This window comes from Acinetobacter sp. yr461, assembly GCF_900110445.1.
GTDB lineage: Bacteria > Pseudomonadota > Gammaproteobacteria > Pseudomonadales > Moraxellaceae > Acinetobacter > Acinetobacter calcoaceticus.
This window is the reverse complement of record NZ_FODU01000004.1, coordinates 179,248-197,681: the sequence shown is the minus strand read 5'-3', so window position 1 is coordinate 197,681 and position 18,434 is coordinate 179,248. Positions and strand designations below refer to the sequence as shown.

Sequence of the window (18,434 nt, the reverse complement as noted above, 5' to 3'; positions counted from 1 at the left end):
CCTCAAGCTAATTTCTCATTGTCAAAAACATTGCAACCTGCAATGTTTCCCCCATGTGTATTCTTTGTACAGAATTTGGATTCTAATTGAACTTTTTTAAAATACCACCCAATATTTATTTAATAAATACCCATATTTTGAACTGATGATTCACGATATTTGATTTGAGGTGTAATATAGGAAGCTTTTTCTTTTTTTGCAGACAACAGTCTCTCTTATACAGTCTTGTATATGAAAATTTCTTTATCTTCGTTTCAAATCGGGTCTTTTTTTGCTCTTTGCTCTGCTTTTCTATTCAGTACAAAAGCAATATTTATTAAACAGACTTATGCCCTTTCTCCATTAGTAGACGCTACAGTCCTGATGGCTTTACGCATGTTAAGCGCTTTACCGTTCTTTCTATTAATTTGCTGGTTTAACAGGCATCATAATCAGGGCATAAAAAAGAAGGATTGGCTAATTTTAATTTTTGCTGGTCTATTAGGCTACTACTTTGCCAGCTGGCTCGATTTTATGGGTCTGATGTTTATTAGTGCTTCACTCGAACGAATTATTCTATTTTTATATCCCACACTCACAGTCATTGTCTCAAGCTTGCTCTACAAACAAAAATTAGATGCAAAAAGTTTATTTGCCATTTTTCTTAGTTATGGTGGAACTGTATTGGTCATGCTTCAAGAGCACAACAATGCACCAATTCAGGGCAACTTCTGGTTAGGCACAAGTCTCGTGTTTGCGAGTGCTGTGGCTTTTGCAGGCTATTTACTACTAACCCCACCATTAATTAAAAAATTTGGTTCTTGGAATTTCACAGGGTTAGCTTTAACTGTGGCTTGTATAGGTACATTAACACACTATGTATTAAGCACTCCTCAGCCTATTCAACTTCTATTACAACTTCCATCTAGTGTAATTTGGTACGGCGTCGGACTTGGCTTTTTGGTCACTGTTTTACCTACCGTTATGCTCATGCAAAGTATTGAGCGACTTGGTGCCTCTCAATCTGCCATGATTGCTTCGATAGGACCGGTTTTAACTATTTTGCTCGCGGTTACTTTTTTAAATGAACATCTCAATATGTGGCAATGGGTGGGCTGTATTTTAAATATTGCAGGTGTCATGATAATTACCCTCAGAAAGAAAAGATTAAAATACTAATTTCTCTTGACCTCAACTTAAGTTGAGGTTGGATACTCATCTAAATTTTACTGAACGGTTGAGTTCCATGAATCAAGAAACTTTTAAAATAATAAATCCATCAACTTTATACGACCCTACTCCAAATGCTTATAGTCATGTTGCTGTGGTAGAAAATTTTAAAAAGATTATTCATATTGCAGGTCAAGGTGGCGAAAACTCAAAAGGTGAATTAAGCCCAAACTTTGAAGAACAAGTTTCCCAAGCTATTGATAATGTTAAACATGCTTTAACTACTGCCAATGCTGAACTTAGCAACATTGCCGTATTAAGAGTTTTAGTTGTTGACCATTCAGTCGAAAAACATGAAATTTTAATTAAAGTTATGCAAAATTTATGGAAAAATCATCCTTTTCCAGCCTGTACACTCATTCCTGTACCACGCCTTGCATTAGAGCACATGCTCATTGAAGTCGAAGCAACCGCATACACCTAATAAAATCGAGAGAACATCATGTCTACCCCTGAAGATATCAGTCAAAATAAACCTTTACTTTGGTTGATGGCAACAGCATGTGGCTTATGTGCAGGTGTGAATTATTATTGCCAGCCTCTTATTCACTCCATTCAACAAGACTTTGCTGTTACTCAAGCACAAGCCGCATTGACCGTTACATTTGCTCAGGTGTCTTATGCCCTCGGTTTACTCTTTATTGTTCCGATGGGTGATATTGTCAATAAGGCCAAGGCTATTCCGTTTTTGATGGTGCTTTGTGCAGTTGGCCTATTTATTTCTGCTTTTGCTGTTAACTTACCCATGCTATGGGTCGGCACAATTTTAGCGGGATTATTTTCGGTTGCAGCTCAAGTGCTTATTCCACTTGCTACAATGACTGTAAAACCTGAAAAAACTGGCGAGATCATTGGTTTTTTAATGAGTGGCTTATTGGTAGGTATTTTACTCTCTACCAGTCTGGCTGGCCTATTTTCTAACCTTTTTCATTGGAAAGTGGTTTATGTGGTAAGCGGCATATTAATGCTTCTGTTGGCATATACCTTAAAAAGTCGCTTGCCTTATGTTTTACGCATGAAAATGAACTATGGACAGATCTTTAGTTCCATGGGGCAGCTTTTAAAGCAAGAGAAAAGACTATTATTAAGAGCGCTTACAGGTGCTTTTGCCTTCGCATCTGTGAGTATTTTATATTCCACCATCGCATTACTCCTCACCTCAGCACATCATTTACCTGATCTGTTTATTGGACTAGTGCCTTTAGTCGGTATCTTTGGTGCCTTATCAACCCGTTATATTGGTAAATATGCCGATCAGGGACGCACTACTCTCCTCACATGGATGGGCTGTGGTTTATTCCTATTAAGCTGGCTCTGCTTTTATTATGGACAAACTTTGCTTGCGAGTTACATTGCTGGTTTTGCTTTAATTCAGTTAGCACTCGCTCTCGTACACACAAGCAACCAGAGTATTATTTTCCGTTTACGACCAGATGCAAAATCTCGTATTAATGCCATCTATATGACCACTTACTTTATTGGTGGCGCAGGAGGTTCAGCATTAGGAATTTTTGCATGGAACCGTGGCGGATGGACCATGACTTGCCTTGCTGGTATTGGGTTAGTTGTACTTTGTATTTTGTTTAGCTTGTTTGATGCTATCTTACAAAAAAAGAAAATGATTTCCCAATAAGGTAACTTGTTATAAATCATCTCCCTATATTCAACACAAGGGTGGTTATAAATTACTCGGCTAAATGCCTCTGTCGATTCAAGCATAAACCTCGTATAATGCTGCCCTTTCATTAATTTAGCGACTTTTGGGCTATTGGTTATGCAATCACTTCAATCGTTACAACCTCGTATTTCTGTCGCACCCATGATGGATTGGACAACGAAGGATTATCGATTCTTTGCTCGCTTGTTTAACCCAAATGTTGTGCTATACACCGAAATGGTGACTACAGGTGCGATTCTTTTTGGCGATGCAAAACGTCATTTAGACTACAGTGCACAAGAGCACCCTATCGTATTACAGTTAGGCGGTTCAAACCCACAAGAGCTTGCGACCTGTACAAAAATGGCTGAAGACTGGGGTTATGATGAAGTTAACCTCAATGTAGGCTGCCCAAGTGACCGTGTACAGAACAATAAAATCGGTGCTTGCTTAATGGCAGAACCAGATTTGGTTGCTGAATGCATTCACACTATGCAAAAAGCAGTAAACATTCCAGTAACGGTGAAACACCGTATCGGGATTGATGACATGCACTCTTATGAAGAGATGCTTCATTTTGTAGATACAGTTGCAGCAACAGGTTGCACTCATTTTGTAGTTCATGCCCGTATTGCTATTTTGAAAGGCCTGTCACCAAAAGAAAACCGTGAAGTTCCACCTTTACGCTATGAAGATGTCTATCGTTTAAAACAAGAGCGCCCCCATCTCACCATTGAAATTAACGGCGGGATTAAAACGTTTGCTGAAACTCAAACACATTTACAGCATGTTGATGGCGTCATGATTGGCCGTGAAGCCTACCATAATCCGTACTTACTCGCGGAAATGGGTCAGCTTTGGAATTTGGAAGCTCCAGATCGATTCGAGATTATGGAACAAATGCTACCTTATATTGAACAGCGTATGGCTGAAGGTGCTCCACTCTCCATCATTACACGTCATATTTTAGGCTTATTCCAAAATTTACCAGGTGCGCGTAAATGGCGTCAGGCGCTAAGTGGCGGAAATGCAAAAACTTTAGGCGATGTTGAACAGGCTATTAGCAACATGCAAGCAGCTTTAATTCGTACTGAGGAATATTTAAAAGAACATCAGGCTTAAGCATGCGATGGCTTCTTAAATTGTAAGAAAATGTGGCATTTTAAATCAGGGACTTAGATTTTGAGTATATTCGCAATGACTGAATTAAAATATTCAAATTTAAGCTCTGATTAATTATTTTTAAATAAAAATATCAACAACTTAAGTTAAATTGTTTTTGTGTTTCATTTTAATAAATATCTTTTTATATCTAAGTAGCAATATCTGGAAAAAAGATACGTTATTACATAACATAAACAAAACTTTTAAGGTACGCCTATTAGTATCTCTGAACGCCACAGGTAGGTGGTGATTTTTTTAATATGGATATAGATAGTACGGTAGAGATTTCACGATGATTATTTATGACGGACAAGTAGCTGATAATTATATGTATCAGGATTCAAATCAAGCAGCCATTGTTGTATCCCACAGCACTCCAAGTCTCCCTTATCCTTTCACCATGAAACCTAGTAATCATCAAACTGAAACTTCCGATACTCCAGCAATAGATGTTGATAGATTCGTAGCTAAATTAGAAAGTATTACCTCAAGACGCAGCAAAGCCCGTTGTGCACGTAGTATCCGCCTTGCTCTCGAATCTGCTGGTGCAGATATTCGGAATCACCCCATTGCAGCTTCAGACTGGGGAGATACTCTTAAAAAGATTGGCTATAAAGAGATAAATCCATCATTTGATGAGCCACAAGAAGGTGACATCTATATCATTCACAGAACCCGTAACCATGTTTATGGACATATTGCTGGATACACAGGAAGTGAATGGGTCTCTGACTTCAAACAAAATAGTTATGATGTCTATAAAGATGATAGCGTCACTTATACTTACTATCGTTTAGGGCAACCTACCTAAGGCATCGGGTTTTTCAATCCTTTTCAAATATGCCAAGCAGTTGATCAGACAGACTTTTTAAATCAGGCTTGGCTTCTTTTTTGCATGATTTTCATATTGTACTTGTCAAAAATGATGATGTAACTTTATGAAAAAAATACTCTTAGGCGGTTACTTACTGACGTCGTTTAGTTTGGCGTATGCCATTCCCGATACAAACGTTATAGAAGTTTTCAAAAAAGTACCAGAAAAAAGGATTTATCAACCACAATATTTATTGAAAGGAACGGCTCCTCAAGCTCGAATCCATGTCATGCGAAAGCAATATTTAAATGGATTACTAGATTGTCCTTCTGTGATTTTTCACGATAAGAAAAAAATTCTATCTCTGCACTCATTTGAAGAAGCAACAATCTTTCTAGAGCCAGATAATTACTATATTCGCTATGCAATTAATAATAGTGGTTGCATCAATTTAGAATTCTATCAACATAAACGCCCTAAAATAGACATTATGTCTCAGGAGCGTCAGTTAGACGGTGATAGCGAATATACGTTTCTTATTAGCGAGCACACCGGGCTACAATAATTATTTCAGCATATGGTTAAAGATATCTCCTACTCACGCTTGTAGCAGTTCGTAGATATGTTCAGCATAAGATTGAATCAGATCACTTTGGTCTGTTCTATAAGCTAAAACCACTTCAGAGAAAAGGTTCTTATTTTCCAGCGGAATCAGTTTTACATTTTTGGGTAGTATTTGTTCAAATTCTTGAGGGACAATACTAATACCCAAATTTGCAGCGACTAATTGTAATTGGGTTATCTTACGAGATTGGACTACCGCTGTTTTAGGCAAGAAACCAGCTCCTACACACAAGTTTGAGACTAGATAGCTCAAACCTCCCCGCTTTGGATGTGGAGTTGAAACAAAATATTCATCTACTAAATCTCTTATCTGGATACTTTGTTTTTGTTTAAATTTAGGGTGATCAATATAGACAGCGACAAATAAGGGCTGTTCATATAATTTCAAAATCGTTATTTCTTCAAGGCTATGCAATACTGGTGGTCTTATCAAACCAATATCAATTTCTCCACTCATTAAAGCTAAGATTTGCTGCTCCGATGACAAGGTATTCACCTCAAAATTTATCTGCTTAGCTAAGCTAACTTCTTTTAATATCTGAATCTTTTTATGATCCATGACAATACTGCTTGAGTGAGCAATTTTAATCTGGCGGTTTTTTCCTTCCGAAACACTTTTAGAAAGATCAATAATTTCATTTAAGTAGAGCATGTTATCTTTTATTTTCTTATAAAAGACTTCTCCTGCTGCTGTAAGCTTTACTTTCTTGTCAGTACGATCAAATAGTTGAAAGTTAATTTCTTCCTCTAATAATTTTATCTGCCTACTCAAAGCTGATTGAGCAATAAAGAGCTTTTCTGAAGCAGCCGTAAAACTGCCTTCTTCAACAATTTTTATAAAATATTGAAATTGTTTTAAAGTGAGCATTCCCATCTCAAAATTAGATCATTAAGCCTATTTTCTATATTAGATTAGATAGATTACCTTCGCTAGAATTTTATCAAGACCATTCACTTGATTGAATTATTCATGAAGTATTTAAAAGGTTTCACCATATTCACTGTCGTTATTTTAATTTTATGGTGCTTTAAATTTTACGATCAGCAGCTTCCAACACAGCCCAAACACGACACGATAGAGTTATATGACTAAAAAAGAAAAAGGCATACTCAAACCTAAGAGCATGCCTTTTTAATATTTAAACTAAGCTTTCTTTAAATCAAGTTTCTTTAAAACTTCAGCTACTGCAATCATGGCAAAACTTGAAGTCACAACCACCGCTGAACCATAGCCACCACAGCGTAAACCAGCCGATGGACACACATCTGCACTTGAGAATGGGTTATCAATCGAATAAATACAGGTAATTCCAAATTTCTCTTTTGGTTTTTTACAAATACCACGAGCGCGAAGTTGGCTACGCAACTTCGCCAACATCGGGTCTTGTTCGGTTTTTGATAAATCCGCCACACGAATTTTAAGCGGATCGAGCTTACCGCCTGCTCCACCAGAAACAATCAAAGGAATTTTGTTAAAACGGCAATGCAGCATTAAAGCCAACTTCGCTTTAACGTCATCAATACAGTCTAAGATAATATTGGGTACAGGATTTAAAAGCTCTGTGACATTCTCAGGTGTTAAGAAGTCATCAATAATATTTACTTTAATACGCGGGTTAATTTGGCGACAGCGCTCCGCCATAATCTCAACTTTTTCACAGCCTAATGTAGAGGTCATCGCTGGTAGCTGACGGTTTACATTTGATGCCGCGACAACATCCATATCCACTAATGTGATTTCACCAATTCCTGTACGAGCCAAAGCCTCTACAGCCCAACTGCCAACACCACCAATACCAATCACCATCACATGACTTTGCTCGTAATGTTGAAACGATGAATCACCATAAACTTTGGCTACACCTGCAAAACGACGTTCATATTCATCTTGTTGGAGATCGGTCATTGTTACTCTTTGGGGGGATATAAAACACGGTGGCTATTTTACCTGAATCAATTAGGCATAGGATATCTTTTACGATATTATAAATAGCAAAAGTCCCTTAAAATTTATTAATAATGAATCAAGAACTTAATCAAAAAATTGTCTTATGTATCCCAGGTGTTTGGGAAAATCATCAAGCTCTATTACATGCCCTCCTCACTAATGAAACAGGATATATTTACGCAGGCTCAATTATTAAGTCTTTAACAAATGAGCATTATGCTGAAATTGAAGAGTATGAAAATGATCCGAATGTAAGTCAGATTTTTAGGTCATTGAGTATGGGCCGTTTTTCTGAAAGTGAATTAGAAAAAATTGATCGACATAATATGGTTATTTATGTTGTTTGTGAGGGTGGATCAATAGAGTTAGCACAACAAGCTCTGTTGTTAGGACAAGCCCTCATCAAAGCAGGTGGCTTAGCAATTAAAGTTGAGACTTCTGGACTTACACATATTAAAAGTGATTGGCTTAGTTATAGTGCTGAAAATACCCTAGATCTGTTTAAAGGCTTTATTCCTATTATTTCCGACGATAATTTACTTTATTCTTGCGGAATGCATCAATTCGGTAAACCAGATGGATGTATAAATCTAAAAGTAGATCAAGCATCCTATATTCTGAATCATTTCTTGTTATATATCCTTATCGAAAATCCAGAGTTGTTAGAGAATCAAACTTTTTCGGCTGATGAAGAATCAGAACCACTAAAGCTTTCCTTAAAAGCATCTAGCGATTTCTTTGATTTAGATTCACTATATTTTAATCCACTCGATGTTTGGATGCTGACTACGTCATTTAGCTGGAAGAAATTATTTAAGTTTAGTTAAGTTTCCAAAAAGAAACCCTGTAATTTACAGGGTTTCTTTTTCAATTAGTCTGCAATCAAATTTCGAAGTACATAATGCAAAATACCACCAGCCTTAAAGTACTCGACCTCATTTAACGTATCAATTCGGCACAACACATTAAAGTGACTCGCTACCCCATCCGGTCTTTTTACATCAACTTCAAGAATTTGATGAGGTTGAATCCCGTCCAGTAAACCACGGATTGATATCACTTCATGACCAGTTAAATTAAGAGATTGACGAGTTTGCCCATCAACAAACTGTAATGGTAATACTCCCATACCAACTAGGTTTGAACGATGGATACGCTCAAAACTCTCTGCAATCACTGCTTTCACACCTAATAAATTTGTTCCTTTTGCAGCCCAGTCCCGTGAAGAACCTGTTCCGTATTCCTTACCTGCAATAATCACAAGAGGTGTGTTTTCTTGTTGGTAAAGCATTGCTGCATCATAAATGGCAAGCTTTTCACCACTTGGAATGTAAATAGTATTACCACCCTCTTCACCACCAAGCATTTCATTTTTAATACGAATGTTGGCGAAAGTTCCTCGCATCATCACTTCATGATTACCACGTCGAGAACCATAAGAGTTAAAGTCTTTTGGATCGACCCCTTGCTCTTGTAAATACCGCCCCGCAGGACTATCTTTTTTGATATTTCCCGCTGGTGAAATATGGTCGGTTGTGACCGAGTCACCTAAAACAGCCAAAATACGCGCCTGTTCAATATTTTTAATTGGTTTCGGTGGCTCTCCAATTCCTTCAAAGAAAGGAGGATGGCGAATATAAGTCGAGTCATCAGCCCATTCATAGGTTTTGCTCTTTGGAATCTGAATCGCTTGCCAACTCGCATCACCATCAAAGACCGCAGCATATTCTTTATGGAACATCTCTGTATTTACTTTCTGCAAGACAACATCAATTTCTGCCTGACTTGGCCAGATATCTTTTAAATAGACGGGCTGTCCATCTTTGCCCTCACCAAGAGGCTCTGTTGTCAGGTCGGTTCGAATATTCCCAACTAAACCATAAGCAACCACTAGAGGCGGTGAAGCTAACCAATTGGTTTTAACTAATGGATGTACTCGTCCTTCAAAGTTACGGTTACCAGAAAGTACAGATGCAACATTCAAATCATGACATTGAATTGCATCTTCGACTGGCTCGGGTAATGGGCCTGAGTTACCAATACAGGTTGTACAGCCATACCCCACCAAGTTATAACCCAATTCATCTAAATACGGCGTAAGCCCAGCAGCCAACAAATAATCAGTCACGACCTTAGAACCAGGTGCAAGAGAGCTTTTCACCCATGGTTTTCGTTGTAAGCCTTTTTCAATAGCTTTTTTAGCAAGCAAGCCCGCCGCCAACATAACACTTGGGTTAGAGGTATTGGTACAAGAGGTAATCGCAGAAATAACAACATCCCCATGAGTCAGAGGGTATTCCTGCCCTTCGATCACACAAGATGGACTTTCATGTTGAATATTTGCTTTTTTTGCCTCTACAGCAGTACCACCACCTTCATTTTCTAGACGTTCTTTTGCTTCTTTTGCTGGTTTTAGCGTTAACTCCATGAGCGCATTAAACGTTTTAGGCACTTCAGATAACAGCACTCGGTCTTGCGGGCGTTTTGGTCCAGCCAAACTTGCTTGCACCGTGGTCATGTCTAAACTTAAAGTATCTGTAAAAACAGGTTCATCACCAGCATTACGCCATAAACCTTGAGCTTTACTATAGGCTTCAACGAGCTCAATACGGTCTTCATGACGCCCTGTCAGTTTCAGATATCCTATAGTCACTTCATCTATTGGAAAGAAACCACAGGTTGCACCATATTCTGGTGCCATATTGGCAATTGTTGCACGGTCAGCAAGAGGCAAATCTGCCAAACCATCTCCATAGAACTCTACAAATTTACCCACCACACCTTTTTGGCGAAGCATTTGAGTAATAGTGAGTACTAAGTCAGTTGCAGTGATACCTTCTGGTAATTTTCCTGTAAGTTTAAAACCGATAACTTCAGGAATAAGCATAGAAATAGGTTGGCCCAACATTGCAGCTTCAGCCTCAATACCGCCTACACCCCAGCCTAAAACACCCAAGCCATTAATCATGGTCGTATGCGAATCTGTTCCCACTAAGGTGTCAGGAAATGCAAACGTTTTACCTTCATCTTCTCCTAACCATACTGCTTGGGCTAAATATTCTAAATTGACCTGATGGCAAATCCCCGTACCTGGCGGCACTACACTAAAATTATTAAATGCAGACTGTCCCCAACGTAGAAATTGATATCGTTCGCCATTACGCTGCATTTCAATATGTACGTTTTCTTCAAAAGCCTGATCATCGGCAAAATAGTCAACCATCACCGAGTGGTCGATCACCAAATCAACAGGAGATAAGGGGTTAATCTTCTCTGGGTCTCCACCAGCTTGAGCCATGGCTGCTCGCATTGCTGCCAAATCGACTACAGCGGGTACCCCTGTAAAATCCTGCATTAAAACTCGAGCAGGTCGATATTGAATTTCCTGTTCAGAACCTTTGGTTTTTAACCATTCTGCTAAGGCATAGATGTGCTCAGTTTTAACGCTAAGTTGGTCTTCGAACCGTAATAAGTTTTCCAATAATACTTTTAAAGATTTCGGTAGTTTGGCAATATCCCCTAGCGTTTTCTCTGCTTGGGCTAAGCTAAAAATCTGATAATTGCTGGAACCTACTGTTAGCGTCTGTAAAGCATTAAAACTATTGATATTGCTATACTTAGCCATTGGGTTATCCTCCCATGTCTGGCAATGTTATTTTTCACGTTTTTACATGTTGTTTTCTTACTTTAAGCTTCTTTTCTAATCGCTGTGTTTTGTTTTAGTTACTATTTCTAATCTTTGATTTTTATTACGATAATTTCAACGCCGAGAGCGAGTTTCCCCAAAGCTGTACGGCCAAATCTGACGCTGATATGTTTAGGTTTTCTGCCAAACTTTGCAAAACATAAGGTAAATTAACTGGGGTATTACGGGTACGCTCTTCAGTTGTGGTTTGGCAACAAAGTGGGGTCATATCGGGACAATCCGTTTCAATCACCAAGTGCTCTGCACCTATAGCCTGCACAACCGTATGAAGTTTTTTTGCATTCGGATTAGTAATTTGCCCAGTCACACCAATTTTGAACCCCAGTTTAATGAGACCTTTTGCTTCCTCTATGCCACCACTAAAAGCATGCGCAATTCCACCCAGTTTAAATTTCTGAGCTTTTAATATTGCGAGTACATCGCCATGTGCTTTTCTAATATGGAGAAGCACTGGCTTTTGATATTGGGTTGCAAGCTCTAACTGATCGGCAAAATATTGTTTTTGCTTCGCATAGATATCTGGCTGCTTATGCTCTTTTAAGAAAGTATCTAAACCAATTTCACCTATTGCCACACATTGTTCTTTCTGCAAAATTTGCTCAAGATGAGAAAGATGTTCTGGCTGGTGTTGCTCAATATAAAAAGGGTGTAAGCCGGGTGCTAAATATGAAGTCGGTACATTTTCCCAGTTATTTAACTGATGATGCGTTTGTAGCAATTCATCAAAACGCGACTGCACAAAACCAATTAAAACCAGTGCATCAACCCCAGCTTTTTTGGCATTAAGCGCTAACTGTTGCCGATCTTCATCAAAATCGGCAACATCAAAATGCGTATGTGTATCAAACAGATGCATTAGCTTCCACTTTTTGCAACAGGTGCTGAAGCTGGTTGCGACTTAGGCTGCGGCAAATATTCTTTTTTCAAGACTTCCTGTAATTGATCATACGGAATGACTAATCGAGGTAATCCCACCACATATGGTCCAATTTCATATTCACCATATTGAAGAATTAAACCTTGTTCACCCAATAAGAAATTATCGGATAATTTAAATGGCCAAGCTTGTTCATAATCACCGACATTATCAGCCAGTTTAGAGTCTGTAACCCAAGTCTTAAAGGCTTCATGCGCCAACTTCTCTAACGCTGCTTTTTGCTGTGGACGCAACAAGTCTTCAAGCTTGATCTGCTTTTGTTCTTTTAAATCAAAATTATAGTAATGCTGTGCAGCAGAACCATGAGCACCACCCAAATAGCTACTACTATTAAGTACAACAGTGACCACTTTACCTTGAGCCTGCAAAATCTTAGGTTTAACTAAAAGATTAATTTGATGACTACTACTTAAAGCTTTTAACTCATTGTCCAGACCAATAAATGAATTCGCATAACGTTGAACCTGTGCATCAAAGCTATTTTTTTGCTCTGCACCCGCAACTGCTGAAGCTTCTGTTTTTTGATCTTGTTGCTTCACTTTAGCATCGGGTTCAGCAATTTCTAAAATTTGATCTAGAGTCTTTAAGATTTGCTGATCTACAATTTTATCAATAAATGGAAAATTACTCTGTAAACGCTCAACTGTAAATTCGGGACAAGTTTTACCATCACAATCAGGTAAAGCAACCTTACTCGGAACTGTTTCGCCCTTCAAAGTCAGCTCTACTGGCTTTTGTTCTTCAACTGCTGGTTTCTGCTGCTCTTGAGAATCCTTAGGATCGGCTTTAGGTTGGCATGCCACCAAAAACATAGCAGAAGCAAGCAAAGTTAATCGCAGTGAAACTTTAGAAGATAACATCATATTTTGCCTTTTATTCTAAGGAGATTACGCAGTGCCTTTTCTAAGAAATTAGCGCATATAAATAGAGGTTGCAAATTCTGCTACCATCTTAAAACATTTGTTCATAAACCTCGGGTTGTAATATTTTTTTTGTTTGTTCTGTAGATAAATAAATATCGAGCTGTGGTGCCTCTTTTGTAATTTGGTTTGCCTGATAATGCAGTCCAATGCCTTCACCATCAAAGAACCAATCAGCTTGTCCCCAATATAAAGTTTTGGGTGCTTCTTTTCTTACCTCAACAGGCTGCTTTTTCAACCAGTCCTGATAGGCAATCTGCACGATTTGATGCATAGCTGTTTGTTGATCTTTTTTTAAAACATCTAACAAACTTAAACTTTTATGAAGCTTTCGATCGGCAACAAAAAAGTAATAACGATCTTTAATCGTGAGCTCTTCTTGCTTGGTATCAAGCCCCAGTTGCAATAAAACATATTGATTACGCTGCGAAGCAATACGTGTATGAAGATGTAATTCGTAAGCCCGATTCTTTGAATATTTATCTTGCCATTCATCAGACTTTTTTACATAGGCATTAATCGCCTGCTGCAAGCTTAAGTCTTTTTTCAAATCAATTTGATCTTGGATCACTTTTGTCTGACTTTTCGCGATCCAGTCATTTATCCACGCGTCTTGGGTCTTTATCGTTTGAATATCAACATCAATACAATTTTTCTTCTCACAAAATGGCAAAGCATAATCGGCTTTTACTTGTTGCAAGTTAAGAAATGGTAATACTTCAGCTTTTTCAATATTTTGAGTTTGGGTACCTGCTAGTTTCGTTTGAGAAGATGATGAAGACTGAGAGCTTTTCCAGACAAAAATAGAAATAGCAGAAATTAATGTTACGACTGCAACCACCAGCGCAATAATTGTCTTTTTACTCAAGTTCATTTCATCATCCTTTTTTATTTTTCAAAACAAAACAGCTTCTATTCGAAGCTGTTTGTCACATTAAAATGATCAGTGTTCACGTGTATTACGGAACTGAATATCAGGCCAACGCTCTTGCATAATCTGCAAGTTCACTCGGCTTGGAGCAAGATACGTTAAGTGTCCACCACCATCTATAGAAAGTTGGTCATGTGCTTTCTTCTTAAATTCATTCAGAATTTTTTCGTCATCACAGTGAATCCAGCGAACTGTATTAACGCTTACAGGCTCATAAACACAGTCAACCTTATATTCTTCTTTCAAACGATAAGCAACCACGTCAAACTGGAGCACACCTACCGCTCCAACAATCAAGTCATTGCTGATTTGCGGCATAAATACCTGAGTCGCCCCTTCTTCAGACAACTCTTTCAAACCTTTTTGCAATTGTTTTGACTTTAATGGATCTCTTAAACGCACACGACGGAACATCTCTGGCGCAAAGTGAGGAATACCTGTGAAGTGCAGATTTTCTCCACTTGTGAAAGTATCACCAATTTGAATCGTGCCATGGTTATGTAAACCAATAATATCGCCCGGCCATGCTTCTTCTAAATGTTCACGCTCACCAGCAAGGAATGTCAAAGCATCACTAATGCGGACATCTTTACCAAGACGCACGTGGTTCATCTTTAAACCTTTTTCATATTTACCCGAGCAAATACGCATGAAGGCAATACGGTCACGGTGTTTCGGGTCCATGTTGGCTTGAATTTTAAATACAAAACCAGAAAAACCTTCTTCTTTCGCATCAACTACACGCTCTTGTGTAGGGTGCGCTTTAGGTTCAGGTGCCCAGCCCATGAAAGCATCTAGTACATGGTCAACACCAAAGTTACCTAATGCCGTACCGAATAGAACCGGAGTTTGTTTACCTTGTAAGAAAAGTTCGCGGTCTAATGGCTCATTCGCCATTTGTACGAGCTCAAGCGATTCTTCAAAAGATGCCCAAGCCAAATCACCTACTTTTTCACGAATATCAGCATGATCATAGCCATCACGTACTTCAATATCTGTAATGGTTGAACCAAAACCTGCTTTATAGACATACAATTTATTTTCAATAATGTTGTATACACCAGCAAAATCACGGCCCATTCCTAATGGCCATGTAATAGGTACACAGCGGATATTGAGGACATTTTCAATTTCATCAAGTAGCTCAAGTGGCTCACGAATCTCACGGTCCATCTTGTTTACGAATGAAATGATAGGCGTGTCACGCATACGACACACTTCCATCAATTTGATAGTACGTTCTTCGACACCTTTTGCACCATCAATCACCATTAACGCAGAGTCAACTGCGGTGAGGGTACGATACGTATCTTCCGAGAAATCTTCATGTCCCGGTGTATCGAGTAAGTTAATGGTATGACCTTTATATGGAAACTGCATAACAGACGTGGTAATAGAAATTCCACGCTCTTTTTCCATTTCCATCCAGTCAGATGTAGCTGCGCGGTCAGATTTACGGCTTTTTACCATCCCTGCAACCTGAATTGCTTTACCCCATAACAGTAATTTCTCTGTCATGGTGGTTTTACCGGCATCGGGGTGGGAAATGATGGCAAATGTGCGGCGTTGAGCAACCTGTGCCGCTAACTCATCTTTAAAACTCATGAAATACACCTACTGCGGAGATTGCAGTGCCAAAGATCTAAAGTCGATCAAAATAAAAATTGGCGTAATTGTAGCAGATTTATAGAAGTGTTTAATGATTGTTGATATGCCATCAGTCACTCATAAGATTTTTGAACATTTTTTGAGAATACAACTTCGCTCATTAGAGATTTTACAATCAAAAAAGCCCATCCGATTGTGGATGGGCTTTCTTAGGACTTAGCAGAATATCTTAAGCTAGTTTCTTTTCTTCAATAAATTGCACATCGGCAATTTGTACATCCCAGAACTCATTCCATAATGCACAATAATCAATACATAGCTTAGTTAAGCCTTCATAATCATCTTTTGTAATTGCTTGTGCTAACGCAAACCAAAGGTCATCCTGATGGTCATCATCAGCTGCCTCAGACGTTTCATCAGTAGATACACCATGCACATGGTAATAGCCACCACCTTCAACATCGATATTCACAAATTTAGTCGCCTCACGTAATGGAGGACTAAAAAGAATAACCTCTTCTTCGGCAACTGCTAACAATGCAACTACATTGATATAACTATCATAAGAAGATTCTAAAAATGAACGAACCTGATCTGCGGCTTGTGAAGCTTTATAATTACGGCGATCATCTTCCGTTAGACCATAATCATTAAGTAAATCTTCATACAATGGATAATGAGCATATTCAGGATTCCCCAAATAATAATCATCTTTACCTAATCCCGGTCTAAAACCGAATTCATCAAGTACATTTAAACTTAATAATACCCGTGGAAACATTTTAGCTCCAGAATGGAGTTTTGGTTCCAGTTGTTTTGTTTGGAACTGCGCTTGTAATAAAGCATCAGTAAAAATCTGTACAATTGCATGACGATATTCTAAATGAATATGAATTAAAGTATCCTTATCTAGATAACCATGATTTAACATTTCAATTGCAGGATGTTTACAAACTGGTAATTCTGCAATTTTATTTCTTAACTGTTTGAGAAATTTTAAATTTTCTTCCCATTGTTTTGCAGGAATACTATTTTTCATCCCCTGCAATGCTTTTTCTCGTGGATTATTAAAATCTTCAAATTTTTTTGACATAATCATTCTCAATAAAAAGTTTTTTCTTATAGTTAAGTTGGGAATTCCCTTTATTTCAATTTGCATTCAGTTGCTAAAATAAAATCCATATACCCATCCTTAACAACCTGATATTATGTCTATTAACTCAACAAATCAATGGATTAATTAATAATATTTAAAAAAGTAAATTATTGCCAACTAAATACATAAAATATTATTTTTTAAGGTTAACCAAACTATTGAATAAATATAGTTTTTTAAATATTATAAAATAAGTTTTATTTAAGCTTTAACACTTACAATAGCAAAGTTAATCAAAAATATTCGCGACGGTGAACCCGATGACAAAAAGAGAAAATATTATAACAACAGCAACATCCCTTTTTAACCAGAAGAGCTATACATCTGTTGGTGTTGATAAGATTATTGCTGAGTCCAATGTGGCAAAAATGACTTTTTATAAGTACTTTTCTTCTAAAGAAAACTTAATTGAAGAGTGTCTTCATGAAAGAAATTTAGAAATACAATCTTCAATATTAGGAAAAATTAATAATATTAACAATCCTTTAATTAGACTTAAAAGCATTTTTAACTGGTATATCGACTGGATTAATACAGAGGATTTCAATGGTTGTTTATTTAAAAAAGCCACCATTGAAGTTCTACAACTGTACCCATCTATTAAAGATCAGGTTAATAAATATCGAGAATGGATTTACAAATTGGTTTTCTCAACATTTCTAGAATTAGAAATTAAAGATGCCCATACACTTACCAGTCTTTTTCTTAATATTATTGATGGCATCATTATTGATGGCACAATAAATAAATCAAAAATTAATTCTGAACAAACATGGTCTTATATAACAAAGCTTATTAATTTTGAAGAAACTCAAGCGTGTTCCGCCGCTTAATATATCAATTTAATAGTTTTAGGTGTTTTGTAGAAGAATTAAAATATCATTAAAAAAACGAGTAGAGCATAAATTACAGCTCTACTGATAAAATCTATCTAACTTTTTGTTACAACCCTATAAAAGCAAAGCCCCTGCTAGTTTAAACACAGGAGCTGCTCTCATTTTCTTTATTTTAATTTTATAATCTATATAAATTTAAGGAGTTAAAATAAGAGTTTTATTAAGAATAACTAAACCTTTACCACTTATAACTATGCACATTTATATATTATTAATCCACCGTGATATTCTTTAAGAAATACTCCAATAATACATCTCTATCATCCACACTGTTTTCACCTAAAAGCTGAACCATAGCCCCATCCACCACAAATAAAAACATGTGTGCATCTTCTTTTGAGGCCTCTGAATTCTTTGTTAAAAGCAGTCTATAAATCTCGCTAATGAGCCAGTTTCTGTACTCAACCACTACTTGATAGGCCTTTGGGTAATGCTTTTCAATTTCAAAAATAGCTTTAAATGGCAGATGATAAAGGCCTTCTAAATCTGCATGTAAGAAGTAAATTTTGCGGAGTTTTTCAATTACGGTTAAGTCTTTCTGAACATAAATGATTGAAAGTACCTCTTCTTTTAAACCATCTTTTTGAAAGGTTAAGCTCATTTCAATGAGCCTTTCTTTTGAGTGAAAGTAATTATAAAAGGTAGCTTTGGGGAGTTTTGCTGCTTCAATAATTCGGTCTACCCCGACTTTGTGAAAACCATAATTATTAAAAAGATATCTTGCAGAATGAAGCACGCTTAAAGCACGAAATGGGAGATCTAAATGTTGCATAGTTTTACCGTTATAAAAATAAGTTCTTGTTGTGTCTCAATGAGATAAAACTGCCTAGGCTCTTGTTTTAAGCAAAAAAAGGCATGCAAAGG

The 18,434-nt window shown here is 37.4% G+C and carries 18 protein-coding genes; 9 read left to right on the top strand and 9 right to left on the bottom strand.

The window, feature by feature from the left end; translation table 11 throughout:
* The first annotated feature begins 231 nt into the window (after nt 1–231).
* The 6 genes from BMW38_RS09115 (at nt 232) to BMW38_RS09090 (ending at nt 5,409) form a co-directional block, all read left to right on the top strand.
* On the top strand, nt 232–1,158 hold the full coding sequence (locus BMW38_RS09115) for a DMT family transporter (protein ID WP_092707390.1): 927 nt from the start codon (nt 232–234) through the stop codon (nt 1,156–1,158).
* Between the two features lie 67 nt (nt 1,159–1,225).
* Nucleotides 1,226–1,633, top strand: coding sequence for a RidA family protein (locus BMW38_RS09110; RefSeq protein ID WP_092707388.1), 408 nt, complete (start codon nt 1,226–1,228; stop codon nt 1,631–1,633).
* Nucleotides 1,634–1,651: 18 nt separating this feature from the next.
* Nucleotides 1,652–2,842: an MFS transporter gene (locus BMW38_RS09105; RefSeq protein WP_092707386.1), complete on the top strand. Its 1,191-nt coding sequence runs from the start codon at nt 1,652–1,654 to the stop codon at nt 2,840–2,842.
* 141 nt (nt 2,843–2,983) lie between these two features.
* The gene (gene dusA / locus BMW38_RS09100) at nt 2,984–3,988 is read left to right on the top strand and encodes a tRNA dihydrouridine(20/20a) synthase DusA (RefSeq protein ID WP_005044783.1); all 1,005 of its coding nucleotides are present in this window, start codon (nt 2,984–2,986) and stop codon (nt 3,986–3,988) included.
* A gap of 334 nt (nt 3,989–4,322) precedes the next feature.
* Complete coding sequence (locus BMW38_RS09095) at nt 4,323–4,841, top strand: hypothetical protein (RefSeq protein ID WP_005036844.1); 519 nt, start codon at nt 4,323–4,325, stop codon at nt 4,839–4,841.
* Nucleotides 4,842–5,013: 172 nt separating this feature from the next.
* Nucleotides 5,014–5,409: a hypothetical protein gene (locus BMW38_RS09090; RefSeq protein WP_092707465.1), complete on the top strand. Its 396-nt coding sequence runs from the start codon at nt 5,014–5,016 to the stop codon at nt 5,407–5,409.
* A gap of 33 nt (nt 5,410–5,442) precedes the next feature.
* Here BMW38_RS09090 and BMW38_RS09085 read toward each other — a convergent pair whose 3' ends face one another.
* Nucleotides 5,443–6,342: a LysR family transcriptional regulator gene (locus BMW38_RS09085; protein ID WP_092707384.1), complete on the bottom strand. Its 900-nt coding sequence runs from the start codon at nt 6,340–6,342 to the stop codon at nt 5,443–5,445.
* A gap of 96 nt (nt 6,343–6,438) precedes the next feature.
* Between BMW38_RS09085 and BMW38_RS09080 the strand changes: the two genes are divergently transcribed.
* Nucleotides 6,439–6,561, top strand: coding sequence for a hypothetical protein (locus BMW38_RS09080; protein WP_080547764.1), 123 nt, complete (start codon nt 6,439–6,441; stop codon nt 6,559–6,561).
* A gap of 51 nt (nt 6,562–6,612) precedes the next feature.
* Here BMW38_RS09080 and BMW38_RS09075 read toward each other — a convergent pair whose 3' ends face one another.
* Nucleotides 6,613–7,374, bottom strand: a complete 762-nt coding sequence (locus BMW38_RS09075; protein ID WP_045126276.1) for a tRNA threonylcarbamoyladenosine dehydratase — start codon at nt 7,372–7,374, stop codon at nt 6,613–6,615.
* A 113-nt stretch (nt 7,375–7,487) separates the two neighbouring features.
* On the opposite strand from BMW38_RS09075, the gene BMW38_RS09070 reads away from it, so the two are divergent.
* Entirely contained in the window at nt 7,488–8,243 is a 756-nt protein-coding gene (locus BMW38_RS09070; RefSeq protein WP_092707382.1) for a hypothetical protein, read from the top strand.
* 44 nt (nt 8,244–8,287) lie between these two features.
* Here the strand turns inward: BMW38_RS09070 and acnA are convergent, their stop codons facing one another.
* The 6 genes from acnA to BMW38_RS09040 form a co-directional block, all read right to left on the bottom strand.
* The gene (gene acnA / locus BMW38_RS09065; protein ID WP_092707380.1) at nt 8,288–11,041 is read right to left on the bottom strand and encodes an aconitate hydratase AcnA; all 2,754 of its coding nucleotides are present in this window, start codon (nt 11,039–11,041) and stop codon (nt 8,288–8,290) included.
* Between the two features lie 124 nt (nt 11,042–11,165).
* Nucleotides 11,166–11,978, bottom strand: coding sequence for a TatD family hydrolase (locus tag BMW38_RS09060; protein ID WP_092707378.1), 813 nt, complete (start codon nt 11,976–11,978; stop codon nt 11,166–11,168).
* Entirely contained in the window at nt 11,978–12,919 is a 942-nt protein-coding gene (locus BMW38_RS09055) for an RsiV family protein (RefSeq protein ID WP_092707376.1), read from the bottom strand. Before BMW38_RS09055 ends, BMW38_RS09060 begins: the two co-directional genes overlap by 1 nt.
* Before the next feature lie 91 nt (nt 12,920–13,010).
* Nucleotides 13,011–13,853 (bottom strand): hypothetical protein, encoded by an 843-nt coding sequence (locus tag BMW38_RS09050; RefSeq protein ID WP_092707374.1) that lies wholly within the window; start codon nt 13,851–13,853, stop codon nt 13,011–13,013.
* A gap of 69 nt (nt 13,854–13,922) precedes the next feature.
* A complete protein-coding gene (locus BMW38_RS09045; RefSeq protein WP_005044796.1) occupies nt 13,923–15,515 on the bottom strand; it encodes a peptide chain release factor 3 in 1,593 nt (530 codons plus the stop codon).
* Between the two features lie 232 nt (nt 15,516–15,747).
* Nucleotides 15,748–16,611, bottom strand: coding sequence for a hypothetical protein (locus BMW38_RS09040; RefSeq protein WP_092707372.1), 864 nt, complete (start codon nt 16,609–16,611; stop codon nt 15,748–15,750).
* Nucleotides 16,612–16,934: 323 nt separating this feature from the next.
* Here BMW38_RS09040 and BMW38_RS09035 point away from each other — a divergent pair, with 323 nt between their 5' ends.
* A complete protein-coding gene (locus BMW38_RS09035) occupies nt 16,935–17,507 on the top strand; it encodes a TetR/AcrR family transcriptional regulator (RefSeq protein ID WP_092707370.1) in 573 nt (190 codons plus the stop codon).
* Between the two features lie 274 nt (nt 17,508–17,781).
* Here BMW38_RS09035 and BMW38_RS09030 read toward each other — a convergent pair whose 3' ends face one another.
* Entirely contained in the window at nt 17,782–18,342 is a 561-nt protein-coding gene (locus BMW38_RS09030) for a TetR/AcrR family transcriptional regulator (protein WP_092707368.1), read from the bottom strand.
* Between the last annotated feature and the right edge of the window lie 92 nt (nt 18,343–18,434).

What these genes read in the sequence shown, in the direction of transcription:
- BMW38_RS09115 (WP_092707390.1), top strand. Translation starts at nt 232, where the DNA reads ATGAAAATTTCTTTATCTTCGTTTCAAATCGGGTCTTTTTTTGCTCTT.
- BMW38_RS09110 (WP_092707388.1), top strand. Translation starts at nt 1,226, where the DNA reads ATGAATCAAGAAACTTTTAAAATAATAAATCCATCAACTTTATACGAC.
- BMW38_RS09105 (WP_092707386.1), top strand. Translation starts at nt 1,652, where the DNA reads ATGTCTACCCCTGAAGATATCAGTCAAAATAAACCTTTACTTTGGTTG.
- dusA (WP_005044783.1), top strand. Translation starts at nt 2,984, where the DNA reads ATGCAATCACTTCAATCGTTACAACCTCGTATTTCTGTCGCACCCATG.
- BMW38_RS09095 (WP_005036844.1), top strand. Translation starts at nt 4,323, where the DNA reads ATGATTATTTATGACGGACAAGTAGCTGATAATTATATGTATCAGGAT.
- BMW38_RS09085 (WP_092707384.1), bottom strand. Translation starts at nt 6,342, where the DNA reads ATGGGAATGCTCACTTTAAAACAATTTCAATATTTTATAAAAATTGTT.
- BMW38_RS09080 (WP_080547764.1), top strand. Translation starts at nt 6,439, where the DNA reads ATGAAGTATTTAAAAGGTTTCACCATATTCACTGTCGTTATTTTAATT.
- BMW38_RS09075 (WP_045126276.1), bottom strand. Translation starts at nt 7,374, where the DNA reads ATGACCGATCTCCAACAAGATGAATATGAACGTCGTTTTGCAGGTGTA.
- BMW38_RS09070 (WP_092707382.1), top strand. Translation starts at nt 7,488, where the DNA reads ATGAATCAAGAACTTAATCAAAAAATTGTCTTATGTATCCCAGGTGTT.
- acnA (WP_092707380.1), bottom strand. Translation starts at nt 11,041, where the DNA reads ATGGCTAAGTATAGCAATATCAATAGTTTTAATGCTTTACAGACGCTA.
- BMW38_RS09060 (WP_092707378.1), bottom strand. Translation starts at nt 11,978, where the DNA reads ATGCATCTGTTTGATACACATACGCATTTTGATGTTGCCGATTTTGAT.
- BMW38_RS09055 (WP_092707376.1), bottom strand. Translation starts at nt 12,919, where the DNA reads ATGTTATCTTCTAAAGTTTCACTGCGATTAACTTTGCTTGCTTCTGCT.
- BMW38_RS09050 (WP_092707374.1), bottom strand. Translation starts at nt 13,853, where the DNA reads ATGAACTTGAGTAAAAAGACAATTATTGCGCTGGTGGTTGCAGTCGTA.
- BMW38_RS09045 (WP_005044796.1), bottom strand. Translation starts at nt 15,515, where the DNA reads ATGAGTTTTAAAGATGAGTTAGCGGCACAGGTTGCTCAACGCCGCACA.
- BMW38_RS09040 (WP_092707372.1), bottom strand. Translation starts at nt 16,611, where the DNA reads ATGTCAAAAAAATTTGAAGATTTTAATAATCCACGAGAAAAAGCATTG.
- BMW38_RS09035 (WP_092707370.1), top strand. Translation starts at nt 16,935, where the DNA reads ATGACAAAAAGAGAAAATATTATAACAACAGCAACATCCCTTTTTAAC.
- BMW38_RS09030 (WP_092707368.1), bottom strand. Translation starts at nt 18,342, where the DNA reads ATGCAACATTTAGATCTCCCATTTCGTGCTTTAAGCGTGCTTCATTCT.